The following is a 16,873-nucleotide window of genomic DNA, read 5'->3' on the forward strand; positions in this document are numbered from 1 at the left end:
CTTCGCGCAGTTGGCCGATGGCAGGACGAGCCCCTCCGCCCCGCGGCCTCCCGTGCCGCCGGCGCCACCGGCACCCCCGGCCCCTCCATCGGCCCCTCGCCCACCCGCCCCGCCCTGCGCGCGGTTGCCCGTCACCACCACATGGTCGAGAACGACCGTGCCGCTGACGATGAGGAGGGAGCCGCCCTCGGCCGCGCCTCCTCCCCCTCCCGCCGTACCCGGTCCGCCGGAACCCCCCGCGCTCCCGGACGCACCCGCGTCGCCGACGTCCCCACCGGTCAGACATAGGCCGCTGTCGCCCTCCTGACCTGGCGATCCCGCCGTACCGCGCGCCCCGGCGGCACCGGCGACTCCCGCGCTTCCGGTGGCACCGAGGGCACGGCCGTTGGCGAGCGTCACGCCTCTGAGGGTCAACCGTCCGCCGTCGACGACGAAGTGGCGCGTGAGGCCCTGCCCGTCGAGGACGACCTTGTGCCCGTTGGCGTCGATGACGACGCTGACGGACGCCGGGATGTCCACACTCCGTGACAGGGTCAGGGCCGGACAGTCGATGCCGAACAACACCGTTCCGCCGCTCAGGACCGCCTGGCGAAACGCGTCCTCACTGCACGAGGTGAGTGTCGTCATAGAAGAAGCCCGGCCTAGGGGACCGCCCCCAGGTTCAGCGTGCACCCCGGCATGCGCACGCGCCACCGGTGGAGCCCCCGCACGGGCAGGCGCCAGCCCACTCACACCGCACTCCTCAATCACTGCTCCATCACCGGCAGCGCGCAGCGTCACCACTCAAGGGATACCCTTTGCGGCCTCGTCGTCGCCCAGGTCGCCAGAGCGCAGGCTGCGAATCCGGCGCCGAGGAGGCTGGAGCCTGACCAGCCGTAGGTGGTGACGATGGTGGTGGTCGCGGCGGCGCCGAGGGCGGAGCCCAGTGAGTAGAAGACCATGTAGCTGCCGATGACGCTGCTGACGCGGTGCGGATGTGTCGCGGTGAGCAGGTGCTGGTTGCTCACGTGCACGGCCTGGACCGCGAAGTCGAGGACCACGATTCCGAGGGCGAGGAGCCATAGGGACCGCGACAGTTGGGCTATCGCTGCCCACGAGAGGATGAGCAAAGCGAGGGCCAGTCCTGTGACCGGGGTGGTCCGTCCTGCGTCCGCCCACCGTCCCGCGCGTACCGCGCCGAGTGCGCCGGCGAGTCCCGCGATGCCGAACAGTCCGATCTGACTCTCGCTCAGATGCCATGGTGCGTCCGCCAACGGCAGGGCCAGTCCGCTCCAGAGAGTTCCGAACGATGCGAAGAGGAAGAACGCGATGAGTCCGTGCGTCAGGAACGCGCGTTCTCTGAACAGTTCGGTTTGCGAGGCGACGGCTCCGCTGTACCTCGTGGGCGGGTTCCGGCGCCGCTCTGGTGGGAGCGCCGCGAGGACGAGGGCTGCGAGTCCGAGTGACAGCGCGGCGAGCAAGGCGTAGACGCTTCGCCAGCCCCAGACCTCGGCAAGTGCGCCGGTGACGGCCCGTGCGCCGAGGATGCCGACCACGACACCAGAGGTCACGATGCCGATGTTCCTGCCGCGTTCGGCGGGCGGCGAGGCCGATGCGGCGTAGGCCACCGTGGTTTGCACCACGACCGCGAACACCCCGGCCGTCGCGAGCCCCGCGAAGGCCACCCATGCGGTGGACGCCCAGGCCGTCAGGGTCATGCCCACCGCGGTGATCGCCAGGTGCGCGGCGATGAGTCGGCGCCTGTCCGCCACGTCGCCGAGCGGCACCAACAACAGCAGGCCTGCCAGGTAGCCGAGCTGGCCGATCGCGACGATCCACCCGGTGAGGTGTGACGGAACGCCGAGGTCGCGCCCCATCGGCTCCAGGATCGGCTGGGCTGCGTAGATGCTCGCCACCGCGACTCCGCATACCACGGCCAGCAGTATCCGCCGCCATGCGTTCATTGCACCCAACCCCAAATCAGTAGCGAATTGCAACCGATTTGACCGTAAGGCATGATGGTTTCAATTCGCAACTCATTGGGAGGTGTCATGCCGCGCACCACCGCGCTTGCCCCGGAAGCCGACTGGACCGACCCCGCCTGCCCTGTCGCTCGCACGCTCGACCTCGTCGGCGACAGATGGAGCCTTCTCGTCATCCGCGACGCGATGGACGGGGCACGGTCGTTCACCGAGTTCCAGCGACGGACGGGCATCGCCCGCAACATCCTCACCGACCGTCTCCGCAAGCTCACCGCTCACGGGCTCCTCGCCCAGCGCACCGCGCCATCGGGCCGTCGCCAGGAGTACGTGCTCACCGACGCCGGGCGCGCCCTCTTCCCCGTCATCGTCACCCTGCGGCAGTGGGGGGAACGGCACGCCTTCTCCCCCGGCGAGGTCCATTCCGTCCTTGTCGACGAGCGCGGCACCCCTGTGCCGGACCTCGCACCGACCGGCGCCGACGGCACTCTCCTCGACGCCGACACCACCCATGTGCAGAAGGCTCCCCAGTAGAGAGCACGTTCCGGCGCGCAGCGCTGGGCGGGAACGGGATGTTCCTGCGTCTCGGCAGAGCCCGCCAGTTCACTGGTCGGACCACCCCCAGGAACGGTCGTACGGGCCCTGGTCGACCAGTGCGTATCGGAACGCCCCGCCGTGACCGCGCCGACCGTCGCGACCGCTGCCGATAACAGCACCAGCGCGTACCCGACCCGGCGTACGAATCGCGCCGGGAAGGCGTCCGATCCGGACGGGGTGGCATCGTCGCCCGCGCGCCTCGATGCAATGAACGGCATGCCGTGCCCCCGCCTCCTTTCCTTCCGAGCGGAGGAAGCGTGCCGACTGCGCGGGGTCAGGACCTGGGGCTGCTTGCTTCACGCTTGCGCTTCAAGGAGGCGATCGGGAGCGAGACAGCGCTGGTGACAGCCAGCGTCCCCATCATCACCAGACCCACGCCGATCACGAAGAGACCGCTCGCGTCGTCAGACCAGTCGTACGCAGCGGCAACGGTCAGTCCAGCGGTGGTGCCGATCACCCCACCCACAGCACGGTCCCGGAAGGCCGCCCAGCACACCGGAGCCAGCAGGGTAAGCGCAAGCCCGAGCACCTGCCACGCCTCGTACGGGCCGGTCGTCGAACCGTCAGGGTGCACATCGCGATGCTGGTCCCAGCCCAGCCACGCGGCCCACGCCGCTACCCCAACCCCCGCCAGTACCAAGGCAGCCAACGCCTGGAGGCTCGATCTCTGCTGTCCTCTGCTCATGACCTCAGTGTTCCGGCCTGCCCGAACACGCGTCAGAGCTCGGATACTCAGTTCCACCCGAGTAGGGACGCCCCCAGTGAGTACGTGTTGCCGTGGGGTGAGACTGGCGGCCGGTCCGGCGGGAGACGTCGAACTCGTTCCGGGTGAGGACGTGCTGCGCGCGCCACACTGCGTTTGAGAAACGCACCTCGATGCCCCACCACTTCGGCATCGACACGCCGCGCCCCCATCGGCCGTCCGAACTCCCACCCAACTGGCAGACACGCGGTCTGGGCTGATGCACCGCCAGGTAAGTATGATCAAGCGATGTCTGACATGACTGAGACCACGCCCGGCTGGCTGACCACGGACGAGCTGGAAACGGCCCGTTCCCAGATGCCGATCCTTTACGTCGAGGCCGTGCCCGTACGCGTGGACGACAGCGGTGAGGTCACCAGCATCGGTCTGCTCCTGCGGATCGGCGCGGACGGGACCATCAGCCGGACCTTGGTGTCCGGCCGGGTGATGCAGCACGAGAGAGTCCGTGACGCGCTGCTACGCCACCTGGAGAAGGACCTCGGCCCGGTGGCTCTGCCGCATGTGCCCGCCTCCCTGCAGCCCTTCACCGTCGCCGAGTACTTCCCCACAGCGGGCATCACGCCGTACCACGACCCTCGCCAGCACGCGGTGTCCCTGGCCTACATCGTGCCGGTGACCGGCGACTGCCGGCCCCGGCAGGACGCGCTGGACCTGGTCTGGTTCAGCCCGCAGGAGGCGGCCTCTCCGGCCGTCCAGGGCGATATGCCAGGCGGTCGCGGGGTGCTCCTGAAGCAGGCCCTCGCGTACGTGGGACACACGTACTGAGATCTGCCGGACCTTCGCCAGGGGCAACCTGGGCGTCGTCCTGTCGGGGGGTCCTGCCGGGGGCTCCTGTCGGGGCTCAGCGCAGTCGGCGTGCGCGCAGCACCACGTCGTCGGTGTGGTGTGCGCCCGCGCCGCCCTCGGGTGCGACGCGTGGCCGCTGTTCGTCCACCTCCACCACCCAGTCGTCGCCGAGCAGAGCGGCGACCATCGAGGGCCAGACGTAGTCGGCCGGGTCGAAGCCACTGTCGTCCGCCTGCTGGGTGTCCATCCCCGCGTGGTGGACGAGCAGCAGCACGCCACCGGGCGCGACGGCCGTGATCAGGGCGCGCTCGGCTGCGGCATCGGGGGTCCGCAGCAGGGCCGGGTACTGCGCGGAGACCAGGTCGAAGGAGGCCGGCGCGAGCCCCGCCTCGGTCAATGTGGCGTGGACCCAGCGAACGTCGACGCCCGCGTCCCGCGCGTGCCCGGCCGCCCGCTCCAGTGCCACGCCCGAGACCTCGAGCGCGGTCACGTCCCAGCCGCCGCGCGCCAGCCAGACGGCGTCCGCGCCCTCGCCGCACCCGACGTCGAGCACCCGTCCGGGTACGAGATCGGCGCTCTCGGCCACGAGCGCGCCGTTGGGCCGTCCGCTCCACAGTTGGTGGCGATCGGCGTACCGGCTGTCCCATTCCGCCCGTACGACGGGGTCTCCGAGGTACCCGTCGCCAGGCGAAGAGATGTCGGACGCGGGTGATCCTGATGCGATGTCGTCGGTCATGGGCCCACCGTCGCCGATCGCTTCCCGCTCCCGCCACTCCTGTTGCCGGACCGGCAAAGCGAGGGTGACGGCTCCTTCGCAGGACTCGGAGGTCTTGTCGTACCGGGTGACGACGCCACGCCACTGCTTCAGGCGGGTGAAGCACCAAGCCCTGCGCCACCGCCGTCGCGGTCGACATGAAGAACGGCCGCGAGCTCTCGAAGGCTCCTCTCAGCGAGCCGGACCCACCTCGCTTCCAGCACTCCTCGGTGTCCGCCGGCAGCGGTGTCGCCGTACTCCTCGCCTGCGGCGGCACCGACAACATCACCCCGCCACGGGCGAGCGGAGCGAGTCCGAATCCTCCCCTACGACCTGGGCCCTGCGGACAGGCTCTTCACGTACGAGGACCGGCTCATCGTCGCCCGCTGCGACGCCTATTCGACAGGGTCCAGGCCCTTCACGGCCTACGAACGTCGCTGATGCACCGCCGCACAGCCGTCCCCGGGTGCCGCGACGCCGTGACTCGGTTGCGTTCGCCTGGGGGCAGGGAACGTGGATGCGTTCGAGGACCGCGATCAGACGGCCTGGCCGACTCGCTGCGGGAGCGGACCGACGGGGCGATGGATGACTGAGCCGATAGATCCTCCTTGTGTTCCTCCCGGGCCGATGAGGGGGGGGTCGGGTCGTCGGGCCGCTGGTGGTCGGCCTTGCAGTTCCTTCTCCCCTCGCCTGACCCTGGGCCCGCTACGACCGCGTGGCCGTCCCGCAGCCTTCGTGGCCCTCCCCGATCGGCGCGCTGCGGTCGTAGGGATCGGCTGTCCGGCTGTCCATGACCGTGTCCGGCGCTCCCCCGCCGAACTCCGGCCTGAGGTATCCGGTGGCGTTGCCGCAACCGCCGTTGGTCATGTCGGCCTTGTACGAGAGGAGCGTGAAGGTGCCCTCCTTGGTGATCACCTTTGCCGGGTCGTCCCAGCTCACCACCGTCTCCCGTCGCACGATCGTGCGCACGACCTCGTCGCCGCCGCCCGCCGGTGCGGCCGGGTACACGAAAGTGACGTCGGCGGTCACCTCAAGGGCCCCGCGCTTCCCTTCCCGGTACGTGAGCCGTCCGCGGGTCTTGACCACGTCCCCGACCAGGCGCGCCTGCGCCGGGTCGAAACGGCTGAAGAGCATCCGCGCGTCGTCTTCCTCGCTCGGTGTGCGCAGCGCGGTCGCTACGAAGGTCGTGACGTCCTGCTGATGCGGGTTCATCAAGGCGATCGCCTTCTCCGGGCGTCCTCCGCGCAGCACGGTCGCGTCCAGGCTGGACGCGGCGAGGAAGTCGCGTGTCCGCGCGAGCGCCAGCTGTACCTCCGCCTTCGTCATCCACCCGGTCGCCTTGGCGGCGGGCACGGTGATCCCGGCCGTGCCGTTCGCCCAGCGCGCCGCCGGGGATCCCCGGAACGGGTCGTCGAGTGTGGCCCGCCCGGCCGGCTCGGCCGCGGGCGCGTCCTCCGGGCGTTGCGACTCCTGAGCCAGGGGCTCCCGCGTCGGGCCCTCGTCACCGGACCACCCGACGATGCCTCCCGGGTCCACCGCCACGACCAGCAGGACCAGCGAGGCCAGCAGCCCGGCCGCGTACCAGCCCTTCTTCCTCCGCCGTGGCCGGGCGGGTGTGTGCGCACGCCACGGCGTCGGCTCCGCGGGCTCCGTCCGCAGCCGACCTGCCACCTCGCGGGCCCGCGCGGACGGTTCCTTCGGCGCGTCCCCCGCACCATCGCCCGCGGTACGCAGGAACTCCTCCCACACCTCGTCCGGCACGGACGAACCGCCGCGATCCCCACCCATGCCCACGCCCTGCCCCTCACCCCGTGTGTGGTCCCGGCCCCTCCCCGGGGCCACCGCATGATCGCACACCCCCATCGGGCCCATCCGCCCAGCTCAGAGCCCGCCCCTGGAGGGGATCCAGCTCTCCATGGGCGGTGCGATATTCGATGGGGCGAACGCGCGTCATCGGGCACAATGCCCGCGGTGATCTCCCACGCCGACGAGCTGCTCGCCGTTCTCGACCCCCTGCCGCACGCCGCCCGGCTCCGGTACACCGCCGTCACCGCTCACCGGCTCGCCGCCCGCGGCGACCTGCGGCCTCTGCTGGCCGCTCTGGACGTGCGCGGCCCGTACGAGCGCCGCCTCGCCGCGCTGGCGGCCCTCGCCGCCGGGGATGCGGCGTATCTGGCGGCCCGGATCGGCGATCCGGACCCGGTGGTCCGCCGGTACGCATTGCGCGGTGCCCGGCGACTCCCCGTCCCGGACTCCGCCGTCGAGGCCGCGTACGACGACGCGCCCGCCGTGGTCCGCGCCGACCTGGCACGGCTGCTGCGCGACGGGCGGCGGCCCGAGCTCGCCGAGCGGCTGGTGCTCCGGGTGCGTACCGCGTACGGCGACCAGGACGCGGCCCGTCTGCTGCCGGGCTGCTCGCCGGAGTTCACCGCGCGGCTGCTGCCCGAACTCGCGGGGGCGCTCGCGTTCGAGGAGTGGAGCACGCTCGCCGTACGCCATCCCGTCGCCGTCCTCGACCACGCGGAACGGGAACTCGCCGATCTCCCCGAGCGGCTGCGCGACCGCTGGTGGGTGCGGCACGCCGTCGGAGTCGCCGCCGCCCTGCCCGCCGCGCCGGGGCGCGTGCTGGACCTGCTGGAGCGGTACGGCCCTGACAACCTCCCCGGTCCGGTGCACGACCGGCTGGGGGCCCTCGTCGCGGAGGACGGCGAGCGCGTCGCGCGCTGGCTCGCCGACCCCGGCCGGGCGGCCGCGCGGTGGGAACGGACACCCGGCCGGGCGGTCATGCGGCAGCTGGTGGCGACGGATCCGCCGTCGCTGCCCGCGCTCGGGGCGCGCTGGTTCCACCGGCAGGCCTTCACTCTTCTGCTGCGGTCGGTACCACCGGCGCGCCGGTCCGGCTTCCTGGACGCCGTCATCACCGCCGGCCATCCACGCCGGAACGTCCGCGCGCACGAAGGGGTGCTCGCCCTGCTGCCCGCCACCGAGCGGCACACGCGGGCCCGTGCAGCGGTGGAGGCGCTCCGCGTCGAGCGCGGCAGCACGGTCTGGGACCTCTGGGGTCTGCTCGCTCTGCTGCCGCCCGCCGAGGCCCGTCCCGAACTCCTGGCCGCCCTCGGCACCGGTGACGCCGAGGAGCGCGGGACGGTCTGGGAGCGGCTGGCCGTCAACGCCGGCCTGAGCCGTGATCCGGAGCAGGTCGCGGAGGTCCTCGCGCTGGCCGCCCGCAGACTCGCCAACGAGCGCGACCCCGTACGCGGAGAGGCCCTGTCCGCCTTCGCCGACCTGCCGGCACCCCTGATCGTGGCAGCGCTCGGGGGCGGCGCGACCGCTGGGGGCCGCGCCGGGTCCGAGTCCCTGGAACGGCTGTGCCTGGATGCCCTGCGGGCCCGGGACTGTTCGTCCGGGACCCGGGACACGATCCGGACCCTGGTCCCGACCCTGCTCACCGCCGTGGACGCGGAACGGGAGGGAGACGGGGAAAGGGTGGGAGTGGGAGCCGTGGTCGGCGGATTCGCGGTGGCTGCCGGCGGCGGTGCCGCCCTGCGTACCGCCGTACGCCTCGTGGAGGCGTTGACCGCTCTCACCGGCACGGTAAAGCTCGGCCGTCCGGGCACGCTGCCGCGCGCCAGCGGGGTACGCGTCATGGTGCACGCACTCGGCCCGTGGCTGGACCGGGCCGCCGCCCGCAGGGACGTCGCGCCTCTGCTCGCGCTGGTCAGTTCCTGCGGACACCACGCGTACCGGATCCCGGAACTCCAGGAACGCCTCGAACAGGCCCTGCACGCCTGCCCCGACGGGGTCTTCGGTGACGTCGCCGCGGCCTGGTTGGCCGACCCCGCGACCCGCGGCGACCGTGTGGCCGAGCTGCTGGCGAGAGAGCCCTCTGCGGCCTTCCTGCCTCCCGTGCTCGCCGTACTCGCCGCGGAGCGCACCGACCTGCTGGACGCCGCGCTGCCCGCGGTCCCGCCCGCGGACGGCCGGTTCCCACCGGTCGGTACCCCCCGGCCGCTGCCTCCCTTCCGGTACGCCGACCGGTGGCTGCCCCGGCAGCAGCGGGCCGCGGTCCTGCTGGCCGCGGACGTCGTCGCGGACCCCGGCCGGCCCGTCGACGAACGCGCCGCGCTGCTCCGTGCGGTGGCGCCAGTACCGGAGCACGGGCGGGCCCTGCTCCGGCGGTACACCGCGTCGGCGTCGGCCTACGCCGGCCCGGCGTCGGCGTCGACCGACGCCGGGCCCGACGACGCGGCGGAGTCCGCGGCCGACCACGCCGAGTCCGCTCTGACGACGGCGGCTCTGGACGCGGCCGCGCACACGGACGATCCGGCCTCGGTCCTCGGCGCCCTCCTCGACCACGCCGGCGACGACCGGGCCGCGGCCGCCTGGTCCGCGGCCGGCCGCGCCGCCGCCCACACGAGGCCCACCCGGCTCGCGGCCCTGCTCCGTGACGTCCTGACCCGCGAGAGCGGAGTGAAGGTCACCGTCCGGAAGACGGCCGCCCGGCTCGCCGTCCGCCATCTGCCCCCGGTCGCCGCCACCGCGCTCCTGTCCGCCGTGGGCGGCACCCCGGGTATCCATCCGGACGTGCGCGCCACCGTCGTCGGGCTGGCCGCGACGCTGCTGCCGGCGGAGGAGATGTGGGCCCTGCTGGAGTCGGCTGCCGCCGACGGGCCGGATGCCGCCTGGCGCGCGCTCCTGGATCCGAACCCGGCGGAGCTGGCCGTCGCTCACCGGGCGCGGTACGGGGAGCTCGTCGCCCGGCTGCCCTTCGTCGCCGGGGAACAGGTGGCGGATCAAGCCTTGTTGAGCCTCCGCGACTGGGCGCGGTACACGCCCGCGGCCGGCAGGGCCCTGGCCGACGTCTACACCGATCTCTCCTCGCCGCTGAGCTCCTGGCGCGCGAGCCACGGGCTTACGGAGCTGGCCCAGTCCGAACTGCCCCACCCGATCGGTGGCGTGGAGCCCGGCAGCCTGCTGCACGACGTCGTCGACCGGCTTCTGGCGCTCATCGCGGCCGGCGAACCGGAGGGTGGCGGGGAGGATGGGGATCTTCCGGCCCGCCGTCGCCTCCACTCGCTCCTCAGCACGTCGATCCGCGACCATCGGATGTGCGCGGAGCTGGCCCGGCGGCTGCCGGCCGTACCGGCGGTCACCGCCACCCGCACCGCCCTCCTCGCACGGGCGATCGACCTGACGGCACCCGAACCCGAACTGCTGCTTTCACTGCGCGAGTTGACCGCAGCCATCGAGGGTCGCCCCGTCCTCGCGGTCCGGGTGGCCGAGGATCTGGAGGAAGCGCACGCGTACGGCGATCCGCTCGCCGACCCCGCCGGCGCCCTCGCCACGGTCCGGGCCCTGAGCAGCGAGGGCGGCGCCGTGGAAGGTCTCCTCGCCGTCGGCCTCGTTACGGCGCTCGGGGCCCGCCAGAACTGGCCGGACATCTGCCGCGCCGCCGTCGTCGCACTGCGCCGCCACCCGGATCAGGAGGTCCGGGAGGCGGCGTACGCCACCGCCCTGGCCGGGAGATGAGCCCGCCCGGCGGAAATCCGTTCGATCGGCCGTGGCCCCCCGCACTAAGGTCGGCGACGTGGCAACGAAACTCAAGCGCATGATTTGTTGCGATCAGAGTCAACAAGAAGGGCGGGCTTGATCGCCCCCTCGATCTCCAGGAGCGGCACCCGCGCAGGCTCAGTATGTACGGCGTCGCCTTCGGGCAGAGAGGATCGCCATGACGGCCTCCCAGCGGCCGTTCATCCGCCGGCGGTCCCAGTAGGTCTTCACCGACCTGGACTCGAACTGCGCGAAGATCTCAGGCCAGCTGGAGCCCGTACGGGCCTTGCGGAGGATGCCATCCAGCATCCTCCTCGGGTCCACGCTCCAATGTCCCGTCATGAGCGGGGCCACCCGCTCCCATGCCTCGTCGGTCAGCTCGGGGACGAGTCGATTGCGGTCGGCGAACCACTGGCCGACCGAGCACTTGCGCCCGGCCTTCCGGACGATCGGCTCACCGGCGCCCTTCGCCCTGATGTCCAACATCTCGATATACCGAGCCTGGGTCTCCGCGTCGGCCTGAGCCATGTAAGTCTGGGCCAGTTCTGCCAGAGCCTCGATGTCCTTGGCCCGGCCTTCGGCCGCCGCGGACTCCGCCTGCCACTGCCGGGTCTCGGCAAGCAGCTGCTCCGTCTCGGTAAGCTCCTCTTCGAGCCGCCGTACGGCGCGCTCCACGTGCGCTTCAGCCTCGGCGCGGCTGAGGCCCTTGCGGGCTTCCATCAGGGAGACGCGGACCAGGTCGCCGTAGTGCTCGGCGAGCGGCCGGGCCTGGCGGGCCACGGCTACTCGCCGTTGAGGAGCTTGGCGAGCTGCTCGTCCAGGGTGAACTCGCCGTTGTCGACCGCCGCCTCGAGCCATTCGGCCGCCGCCCTCACCTTCGCGATCCCGCGACGGACGGTCTCGCGCTCGTCCTCGGTGAACTCCTGGCCCCTCAGCCGCGGGACGAGCCGGCCCAGGGTGGCGACGTACTGGTGGCAGGACCCGACCAGGTCCAGGTACTCGTGGTGTGCTCGATCTTCCTCACGGCCGGGGTGCGTTCGCGGATCGTCTCCCTCACCTGCGCGGAGTTGTCGAACTGGGCCCGGTTGACCAGGAACCGTGCGGTGCCGTCCCGCATCGTCTGCCTCGCGACCTCCGGCCGGTGCAGCAGATCCGTGGTCACCGTTTTCGCGACCTCGTCGTCCCGGGTCAGTTCCTGGACCACGCGGACCCGCTCGGCCGGTGGCAGCTGGGCCGTGGCCGTCGGCCTGCGCAGCAGATCGGCCGTGACATCGCCGCGACCTCCTCGTCTCTGGTCAGGTCGGCGGCGGCCTGGACCTTCTCCTCGACCGTGACGGGCCGCTCAACCCGCTGGCCCACCCGGCGCTTCGCCGCGTCCGGGGTCCACCCGCGCCGGCCGGTCCGCTGGTTGAACGGCACGTCCTCGATCGCCGCCCACCGCTCGGTCTCGTCGGTGACCGACGCCAGGATTCGGTGGACGGTGAACGACACGTCGTCCTTCCGCTTCGCGGCTGGCCAGCGGGATGAGGTCCACCGCCAGTCCTCCACCGTCGACTTCGCGACCCCGATGTCGTCGGCGAACAGCGCGAGCGACTCCTCGACCGTGAACAGGTCGTCCGTGCCGTTCGGCATCGACCCGCCCACCGGCCGCATCGGCTCGATCCCCAGCGCCTTGTCGCCCAGACAGAACTGGGCCCTCGAAACCTGCGCGATCAGCTCCCGCGCTTCGGCGACGAGCTGTTCGTACCGCGACCTGGTGACGTTCCCGACCCGCTCCGACATGACGACCACCACCTCACCCCTGGGCCGGACCCGGTCATGATGCTGACCGACGTTGGGGAGGCTCCCGGCCCAGGTCCCTCCACCGTGACGGGCCCTGGCACGACGGGGCAGAGCATGAAGCAGGGGCGTGCGAAGCGCCGGGCAACCGCTGCTTGGAGCCGGTGAACGACGGCCGTGGCCGGTGGTGACGGCGAGGCGTTCGGCTACGGCGTTTCCGTAACACCGTTCCGTGACGCCGCCCGCTGACGGCAGGCCCGCACCCGGCACCGCGACGAACAGTAGACGGCCGACCGTGACCGCTCGACCCCCACCGTCAAGCCCCACCGGCAAACCGGACACTCCGCCTGCTCGCCCCGGCGCATCGCAGCCACCCGCTGCCGGGCTCGCTGAAGCCTCCGCCACCGTCGCGACCTGCAACAGCCCGAACAGACCACTGCCTCCACCGCCATCGACGATGGCAGCGGATCACCACACTCCCGGCAGTACCGCCGGCCCACCACGCCAGACGCCACAACCCGGATCATCCAGCCGATCACACCCCACGACCAGAGTTCAAAAACACATACTGAGGAAAGGGTCAGTCGCCAGACGGTGCACGACCGCCCCACACCTACTTCTCTACTACGGCCATCAGATCCGCCAGGTTGAACTCGAGCGGCGCGGTCCGGCGGCGGGATCGCGGAGCCCGCCGCCAGAGAGGTTTCAGGTGGTGCGCGTTACCGTCACCAAGACGGTAACCACGGTCGCCATCAGCATCATGACGGCGAGCGCCCCCGTGATAGGGGCGGCCCATGCAGGGCGAAGACGGATCAGCACCAGGACTGCGCCTCCGGCCATCGCCGTGACAAGAAACATGAGCAGGATCAGCAGAAGGATGGTCAGGCTCATGCCGACTCCCCTTCCTGCCTGGACTGCCGCATGTCGGGCGTCGCCTCTGGCCGCTGCAGGGAGCGGCGACGATGCTGTTCGGCGCAAGTCGGCGAGCCTTACGCCGTACCCGCTCAGCGAAGGCGGGCGGGTCCTCTGCTTCCACGTGCTCCGCGGCTTCCCGCCAGGTGCCGATATCCGGCAGCCCGAGGGCCAGGACCACCGAGCGCTCGGCGGGCTCGAGCTCGGCGAGAAGATGGCCCAAGCGCTGATCGCCAGGGATGAAGTCGAGCAAGGAGTCCTCTGGGCAGGTGTTGTCCGACAGCACCTCCCGCAACGTGATGCCTGAGGGCCCCGGGGTCTCTAGGAGGGCCAGCCGCTTACCTTCGACTCGGCGTCCCCTCCACACGAAGCCACCCGTCCTGCGTTGCCACAGCGGCTGTAGCTGAAGGTGCACGACCTGAACCTCCTGCGCCAACACAGTCAGGGCAGAAGGGCGAAGCTCACCGGCCGTGTGAAGCGGGGCTGCCCAATCGCTCAGAAGAGCGGTGGACACTGCCTCATCCCATCTGGGCTGGAGCCGAAGGACTGAAGAGCTGAACTTCCGCAACTGCTCCTGGTCGTTGCGGAGAGCGGATTCCCTCGCGGCCAAGGCCGCCCCTACCGAGTCGTGGTCATCGCCGAAATCCAACAGAGGGATGCTGTTGCGGAGGCTCGCCACCCGCCGCGCTAGCTCCTCGGCAGTGACACGGTGGCACCTCCTCGTTTCCTCCGAGCGTTCGGCAGGGCGCCGGGCGAAGACCGTCACGCTGCCGTCGGGGTAGAAGTATGTGTCGCACGGAAAAACTCGGACTCGTCGGTCTGCTTGGACAAACGGTTGCGTGCACTGCGGATCGTGGAACGACGAGTAGTCACGGGCGGTCCTTCGTATGTGTAGCCAACAGGGTCTGCACCCCTGGGCCGCGGGAACAGCCCGAACCGGCAAGAAATCTCACCAGAGGCCATGTGATGTCCGTAACGACGCCGAAGCGCCGTTCCACTCCCCCAGCCCGACAGCGACTGGTTCCGAGTCTTTACCCAGGGGCAGGAGCCACTTGCCCGCGGCACGTGCGGCGGTGATGCCAGCGGCGTACCGAGGTCGTGGCTGAAGTGAGGCGGCGGATACGTCAGCGGGTGAACACCCACTCGCTGGGCACCAGCCATCGAGCTGTGGCCACAAGGGCTGGCTCGCCGTCGTCGGGCACCTGGGCCCGTACGCCCTGTGGCGACGAGGGGCGGGTGCACACGTCTACAGGCGGAGATCGGGCCTGCCGCCTACGGCTCGCCCTGCTGCTCCAGACGCTCCACCGCAGAAGCGGCCCGCTCGGCAACCCGGCGCGCCTCCCTCAGGGCGCGCTCCGCCGACTTCACCGCCGTACCGGCGTCCGCCTCAGCTCTCTTGGCCTCGGCCTTCGCCTCCTGGGCACCCTGAAGCTCGCGCTCCAGGCGGCGCACCCACTCGACCGCCTCCTCCCGATTCCCCTCGGCGGTCTCCTGCGCATCATGCGCCTTACCGAGCTCCCGCTCGCGCCGGCCGACCTCGGCGTCAGCCTCCTCCGCCGTCGTACGAGCGCGCTCGAGGTCGCGCAGCCGCGCCGCCGTGCGCCCCGACTTCGTCTTCGGCACGGGCTGTTCGGTCGGAGCCGGGCGTGCGGGCGCTGCCTCCGGGGCGACATCGGCGAAGTCGACCGCGGCCTCGGGCGTCTTCACGAGCCGGCCCTTCGACCACTGCTCGGCGACGTCCGGGTCGGCGAGCACGCCGTGGAGGGTCTGCTCGATCTCGTGCAGCACCGTGTCGCTCACCGGCTGCCCCGCCTCCTGGGCCAACACGGCGGCCGTACGGGCGAGCGCGGTAATGAGCTGATGCTGCTGCCGACTCGCCGTACGCAGCTGATCGGCATCGAGCGTCTGGTGGGCCTCCCGTAGCGTCTTCCCCAACGCCAGGAACTGCCGGGTCTCCTCAGGCCGCTGACGGGCCAGGAGGTTCGCGGCCCACGCCGCGAGCGCTGGCCGGCGCAGCGCCGCGATAGCCTTCGCCGCCTCGGGGTCCTTCGCCTTGCGGGCCTCGACGACGTACCCGTCGCGTGCCGCGACGAAATCGGACGGTTTCAGCCCATATAGCTCCTGGGTGATCTCCTCGACATCCACGTCCCCACTGTGCGCCGCCCCGGCCAGGCCGAGGGGGACCTCACGGGCAACGGCTCCGCCAGATGCCGGGCCAGGTCACCCGCGCGGTCCGAACGGCGCCCTGCCACAGATCTCTCTGGCCCGCCGCGACGTACGGTCGGAGCAAGGCATCCGACAGGACGGATTCCGAAGGACCGGCCGCCCGCACCCCACCACCGAGCGCGGGTGGCCAGCTACTTCTTCGCCCGGCGCTCGTCTACGCCGTGGGGTCGAGCGGGACGATGCCCGTGGTCGTGTACAGGTCGTGCCACTCAGGCGCTGACGTAAGAGTCAGCACGGACCGCCGGATTGAAGAATGCCCAGGTTCGAGATGACCTCCCGGCTGCTGGAACCCACACTCCTGGCCCTCGCCGTCCCCGCCATCCGCGGACGAGCCCTCCGACATCGCCGAAGAAGTCCCCACCGCCGGCCTGGCGCAGACCGCCTCCATCTAGGCCGTTTCTCTCGGATCATGGCGCTGACCAGATGAGGATGGCCGCGACGTGGAGTCCGGCCAGGTAGACGGTGGCGGTCTTCTCGTAGCGGGTGGCGATGCCGCGCCACTGTTTGAGGCGGTGGTCGGCCCAGCGGACGGACGGGGAGGCGAAGACGTCGCGCCGCCCGAGCGCGCGATGGAGCTGTTCCAACACGCACACCACGTAGGCGTCGCGGTCCACCGCACCGGGCGGCAGGTCCGGGTTGGAGAACACCGCCTTCTTCCACGCCGGCGGCACCAGTTTCTGGTCCACCTCGCGCGGCAGCAGCGGCTTGGCCTTCACCTTGCGCCGGGCCGGCGCGGGCAGCCGCTTCACCGCCTCCAGCACCCGCCGCCCGCCGGAAGCGGCACCGAGCGCGCACGACTCGCCGAGCAGCGTCAGGAACGGCCGGACCGTTGCACCGGCCGGCCAGCTGACGGCGCACCTCAGCCTCCGCCTCGTCGTCCCCGGGTGGCAGCAGCTCGTCCAGCAGCGCCACCGCGGCCTCGACCTCGGCACGTGGAGCGACCTCGGCCTCCAGCGCCTGCCACATCGCCGCCGCGTCCAGGTCGGTGCCCGTCTCGGCGACCAGGTCCAGCTGCCCGCTCCACAGCCGAAGCGCCGCCTGCACCGTCCGCGACGCCTTCGCCAGGCGCGGCAGGGCGGCCAGCCAGTCCCGGTCGGTGGCGCGCTTCGCCACGCTGATCAGCTTCACCTGCATCAGCAGCGCGAACACGTCCAGCGCGTCGTCGATCGCGGCCGCTTCCAGGTGCCGCACCACCGACGTCAGCAGCGCGGTGCGGCGCGGCTCCGGGGTGCGCTGAAGGATCGGCGCCTTTGCCCAGGACCGCAAGAGCTTCGAGGAGTTCGAGGACACCGTGGCTTCCTACGAAGAGGTCATCGAGTTCCGCCGCACGTACGGCCGCCCCGACTACTTCCTCCGCGTCGCCGTGGCCGACCACGCCGCCTACGAAGCCTTCCTCACCGGCAAGCTCAGCTGCCTGCCCGCCGTCCTGCGCCTCGAATCCCACCTCACCATGAAAAAGATCAAGACGAACGACTGAACTCGGCGGCGTAGGCGGTGCCAGTCACACGGGCGGCGATTCCAGAGCCGTCCTGAGGGCAATATTCTCAG

General features: G+C 71.5%; 11 protein-coding genes and 3 pseudogenes. 4 read left to right on the top strand and 10 right to left on the bottom strand.

Features of this window, described 5'->3' with window-relative positions; all coding sequences use genetic code 11:
• Positions 1 to 776 precede the first annotated feature (776 nt).
• Positions 777 to 1,943 carry an MFS transporter gene (locus ACFWWU_RS15750; RefSeq protein ID WP_384144770.1) on the bottom strand — a complete coding sequence of 389 codons (1,167 nt, stop codon included), beginning with the start codon at positions 1,941 to 1,943 and terminating at the stop codon, positions 777 to 779.
• 87 nt (positions 1,944 to 2,030) lie between these two features.
• Here ACFWWU_RS15750 and ACFWWU_RS15755 point away from each other — a divergent pair, with 87 nt between their 5' ends.
• Positions 2,031 to 2,492 (top strand): winged helix-turn-helix transcriptional regulator, encoded by a 462-nt coding sequence (locus ACFWWU_RS15755; protein WP_384144773.1) that lies wholly within the window; start codon positions 2,031 to 2,033, stop codon positions 2,490 to 2,492.
• A gap of 337 nt (positions 2,493 to 2,829) precedes the next feature.
• On the opposite strand, the gene ACFWWU_RS15760 is transcribed toward ACFWWU_RS15755, so the two are convergent.
• Positions 2,830 to 3,240, bottom strand: coding sequence for a hypothetical protein (locus ACFWWU_RS15760; RefSeq protein WP_384144776.1), 411 nt, complete (start codon positions 3,238 to 3,240; stop codon positions 2,830 to 2,832).
• Between the two features lie 306 nt (positions 3,241 to 3,546).
• Between ACFWWU_RS15760 and ACFWWU_RS15765 the strand changes: the two genes are divergently transcribed.
• Entirely contained in the window at positions 3,547 to 4,083 is a 537-nt protein-coding gene (locus ACFWWU_RS15765; RefSeq protein ID WP_384144778.1) for an NUDIX hydrolase family protein, read from the top strand.
• A 76-nt stretch (positions 4,084 to 4,159) separates the two neighbouring features.
• Here the strand turns inward: ACFWWU_RS15765 and ACFWWU_RS15770 are convergent, their stop codons facing one another.
• Together ACFWWU_RS15770 and ACFWWU_RS15775 are read right to left on the bottom strand one after the other, a co-directional pair.
• The gene (locus ACFWWU_RS15770; RefSeq protein ID WP_384144781.1) at positions 4,160 to 4,840 is read right to left on the bottom strand and encodes a class I SAM-dependent methyltransferase; all 681 of its coding nucleotides are present in this window, start codon (positions 4,838 to 4,840) and stop codon (positions 4,160 to 4,162) included.
• A 723-nt stretch (positions 4,841 to 5,563) separates the two neighbouring features.
• Positions 5,564 to 6,646: a hypothetical protein gene (locus ACFWWU_RS15775; protein WP_384144784.1), complete on the bottom strand. Its 1,083-nt coding sequence runs from the start codon at positions 6,644 to 6,646 to the stop codon at positions 5,564 to 5,566.
• Positions 6,647 to 6,829: 183 nt separating this feature from the next.
• Between ACFWWU_RS15775 and ACFWWU_RS15780 the strand changes: the two genes are divergently transcribed.
• Positions 6,830 to 10,387, top strand: coding sequence for a hypothetical protein (locus ACFWWU_RS15780; RefSeq protein WP_384144787.1), 3,558 nt, complete (start codon positions 6,830 to 6,832; stop codon positions 10,385 to 10,387).
• Positions 10,388 to 10,546: 159 nt separating this feature from the next.
• Here ACFWWU_RS15780 and ACFWWU_RS15785 read toward each other — a convergent pair whose 3' ends face one another.
• The 6 genes and pseudogenes from ACFWWU_RS15785 to ACFWWU_RS15810 form a co-directional block, all read right to left on the bottom strand.
• The gene (locus ACFWWU_RS15785) at positions 10,547 to 11,188 is read right to left on the bottom strand and encodes a transposase (protein ID WP_384144789.1); all 642 of its coding nucleotides are present in this window, start codon (positions 11,186 to 11,188) and stop codon (positions 10,547 to 10,549) included.
• Positions 11,189 to 11,190: 2 nt separating this feature from the next.
• Positions 11,191 to 12,190: pseudogene (locus tag ACFWWU_RS15790) on the bottom strand (DUF6192 family protein).
• 702 nt (positions 12,191 to 12,892) lie between these two features.
• Positions 12,893 to 13,078, bottom strand: coding sequence for a hypothetical protein (locus ACFWWU_RS15795; protein WP_384144792.1), 186 nt, complete (start codon positions 13,076 to 13,078; stop codon positions 12,893 to 12,895).
• 1,293 nt (positions 13,079 to 14,371) lie between these two features.
• On the bottom strand, positions 14,372 to 15,244 hold the full coding sequence (locus ACFWWU_RS15800; protein WP_384144795.1) for a hypothetical protein: 873 nt from the start codon (positions 15,242 to 15,244) through the stop codon (positions 14,372 to 14,374).
• Positions 15,245 to 15,732: 488 nt separating this feature from the next.
• Positions 15,733 to 15,840: pseudogene (locus ACFWWU_RS15805) on the bottom strand (IS5/IS1182 family transposase); the annotation flags it as partial.
• Positions 15,829 to 16,579: pseudogene (locus ACFWWU_RS15810) on the bottom strand (Tn3 family transposase); the annotation flags it as partial. The pseudogenes ACFWWU_RS15805 and ACFWWU_RS15810, both read right to left, overlap by 12 nt.
• On the opposite strand from ACFWWU_RS15810, the gene ACFWWU_RS15815 reads away from it, so the two are divergent.
• Positions 16,566 to 16,802, top strand: coding sequence for an Lrp/AsnC ligand binding domain-containing protein (locus ACFWWU_RS15815; RefSeq protein ID WP_384144998.1), 237 nt, complete (start codon positions 16,566 to 16,568; stop codon positions 16,800 to 16,802). The pseudogene ACFWWU_RS15810 and the gene ACFWWU_RS15815 overlap by 14 nt on opposite strands.
• Positions 16,803 to 16,873: the final 71 nt, after the last annotated feature.

This window comes from Streptomyces sp. NPDC058650 (genome assembly GCF_042717315.1).
Lineage (GTDB): Bacteria > Actinomycetota > Actinomycetes > Streptomycetales > Streptomycetaceae > Streptomyces.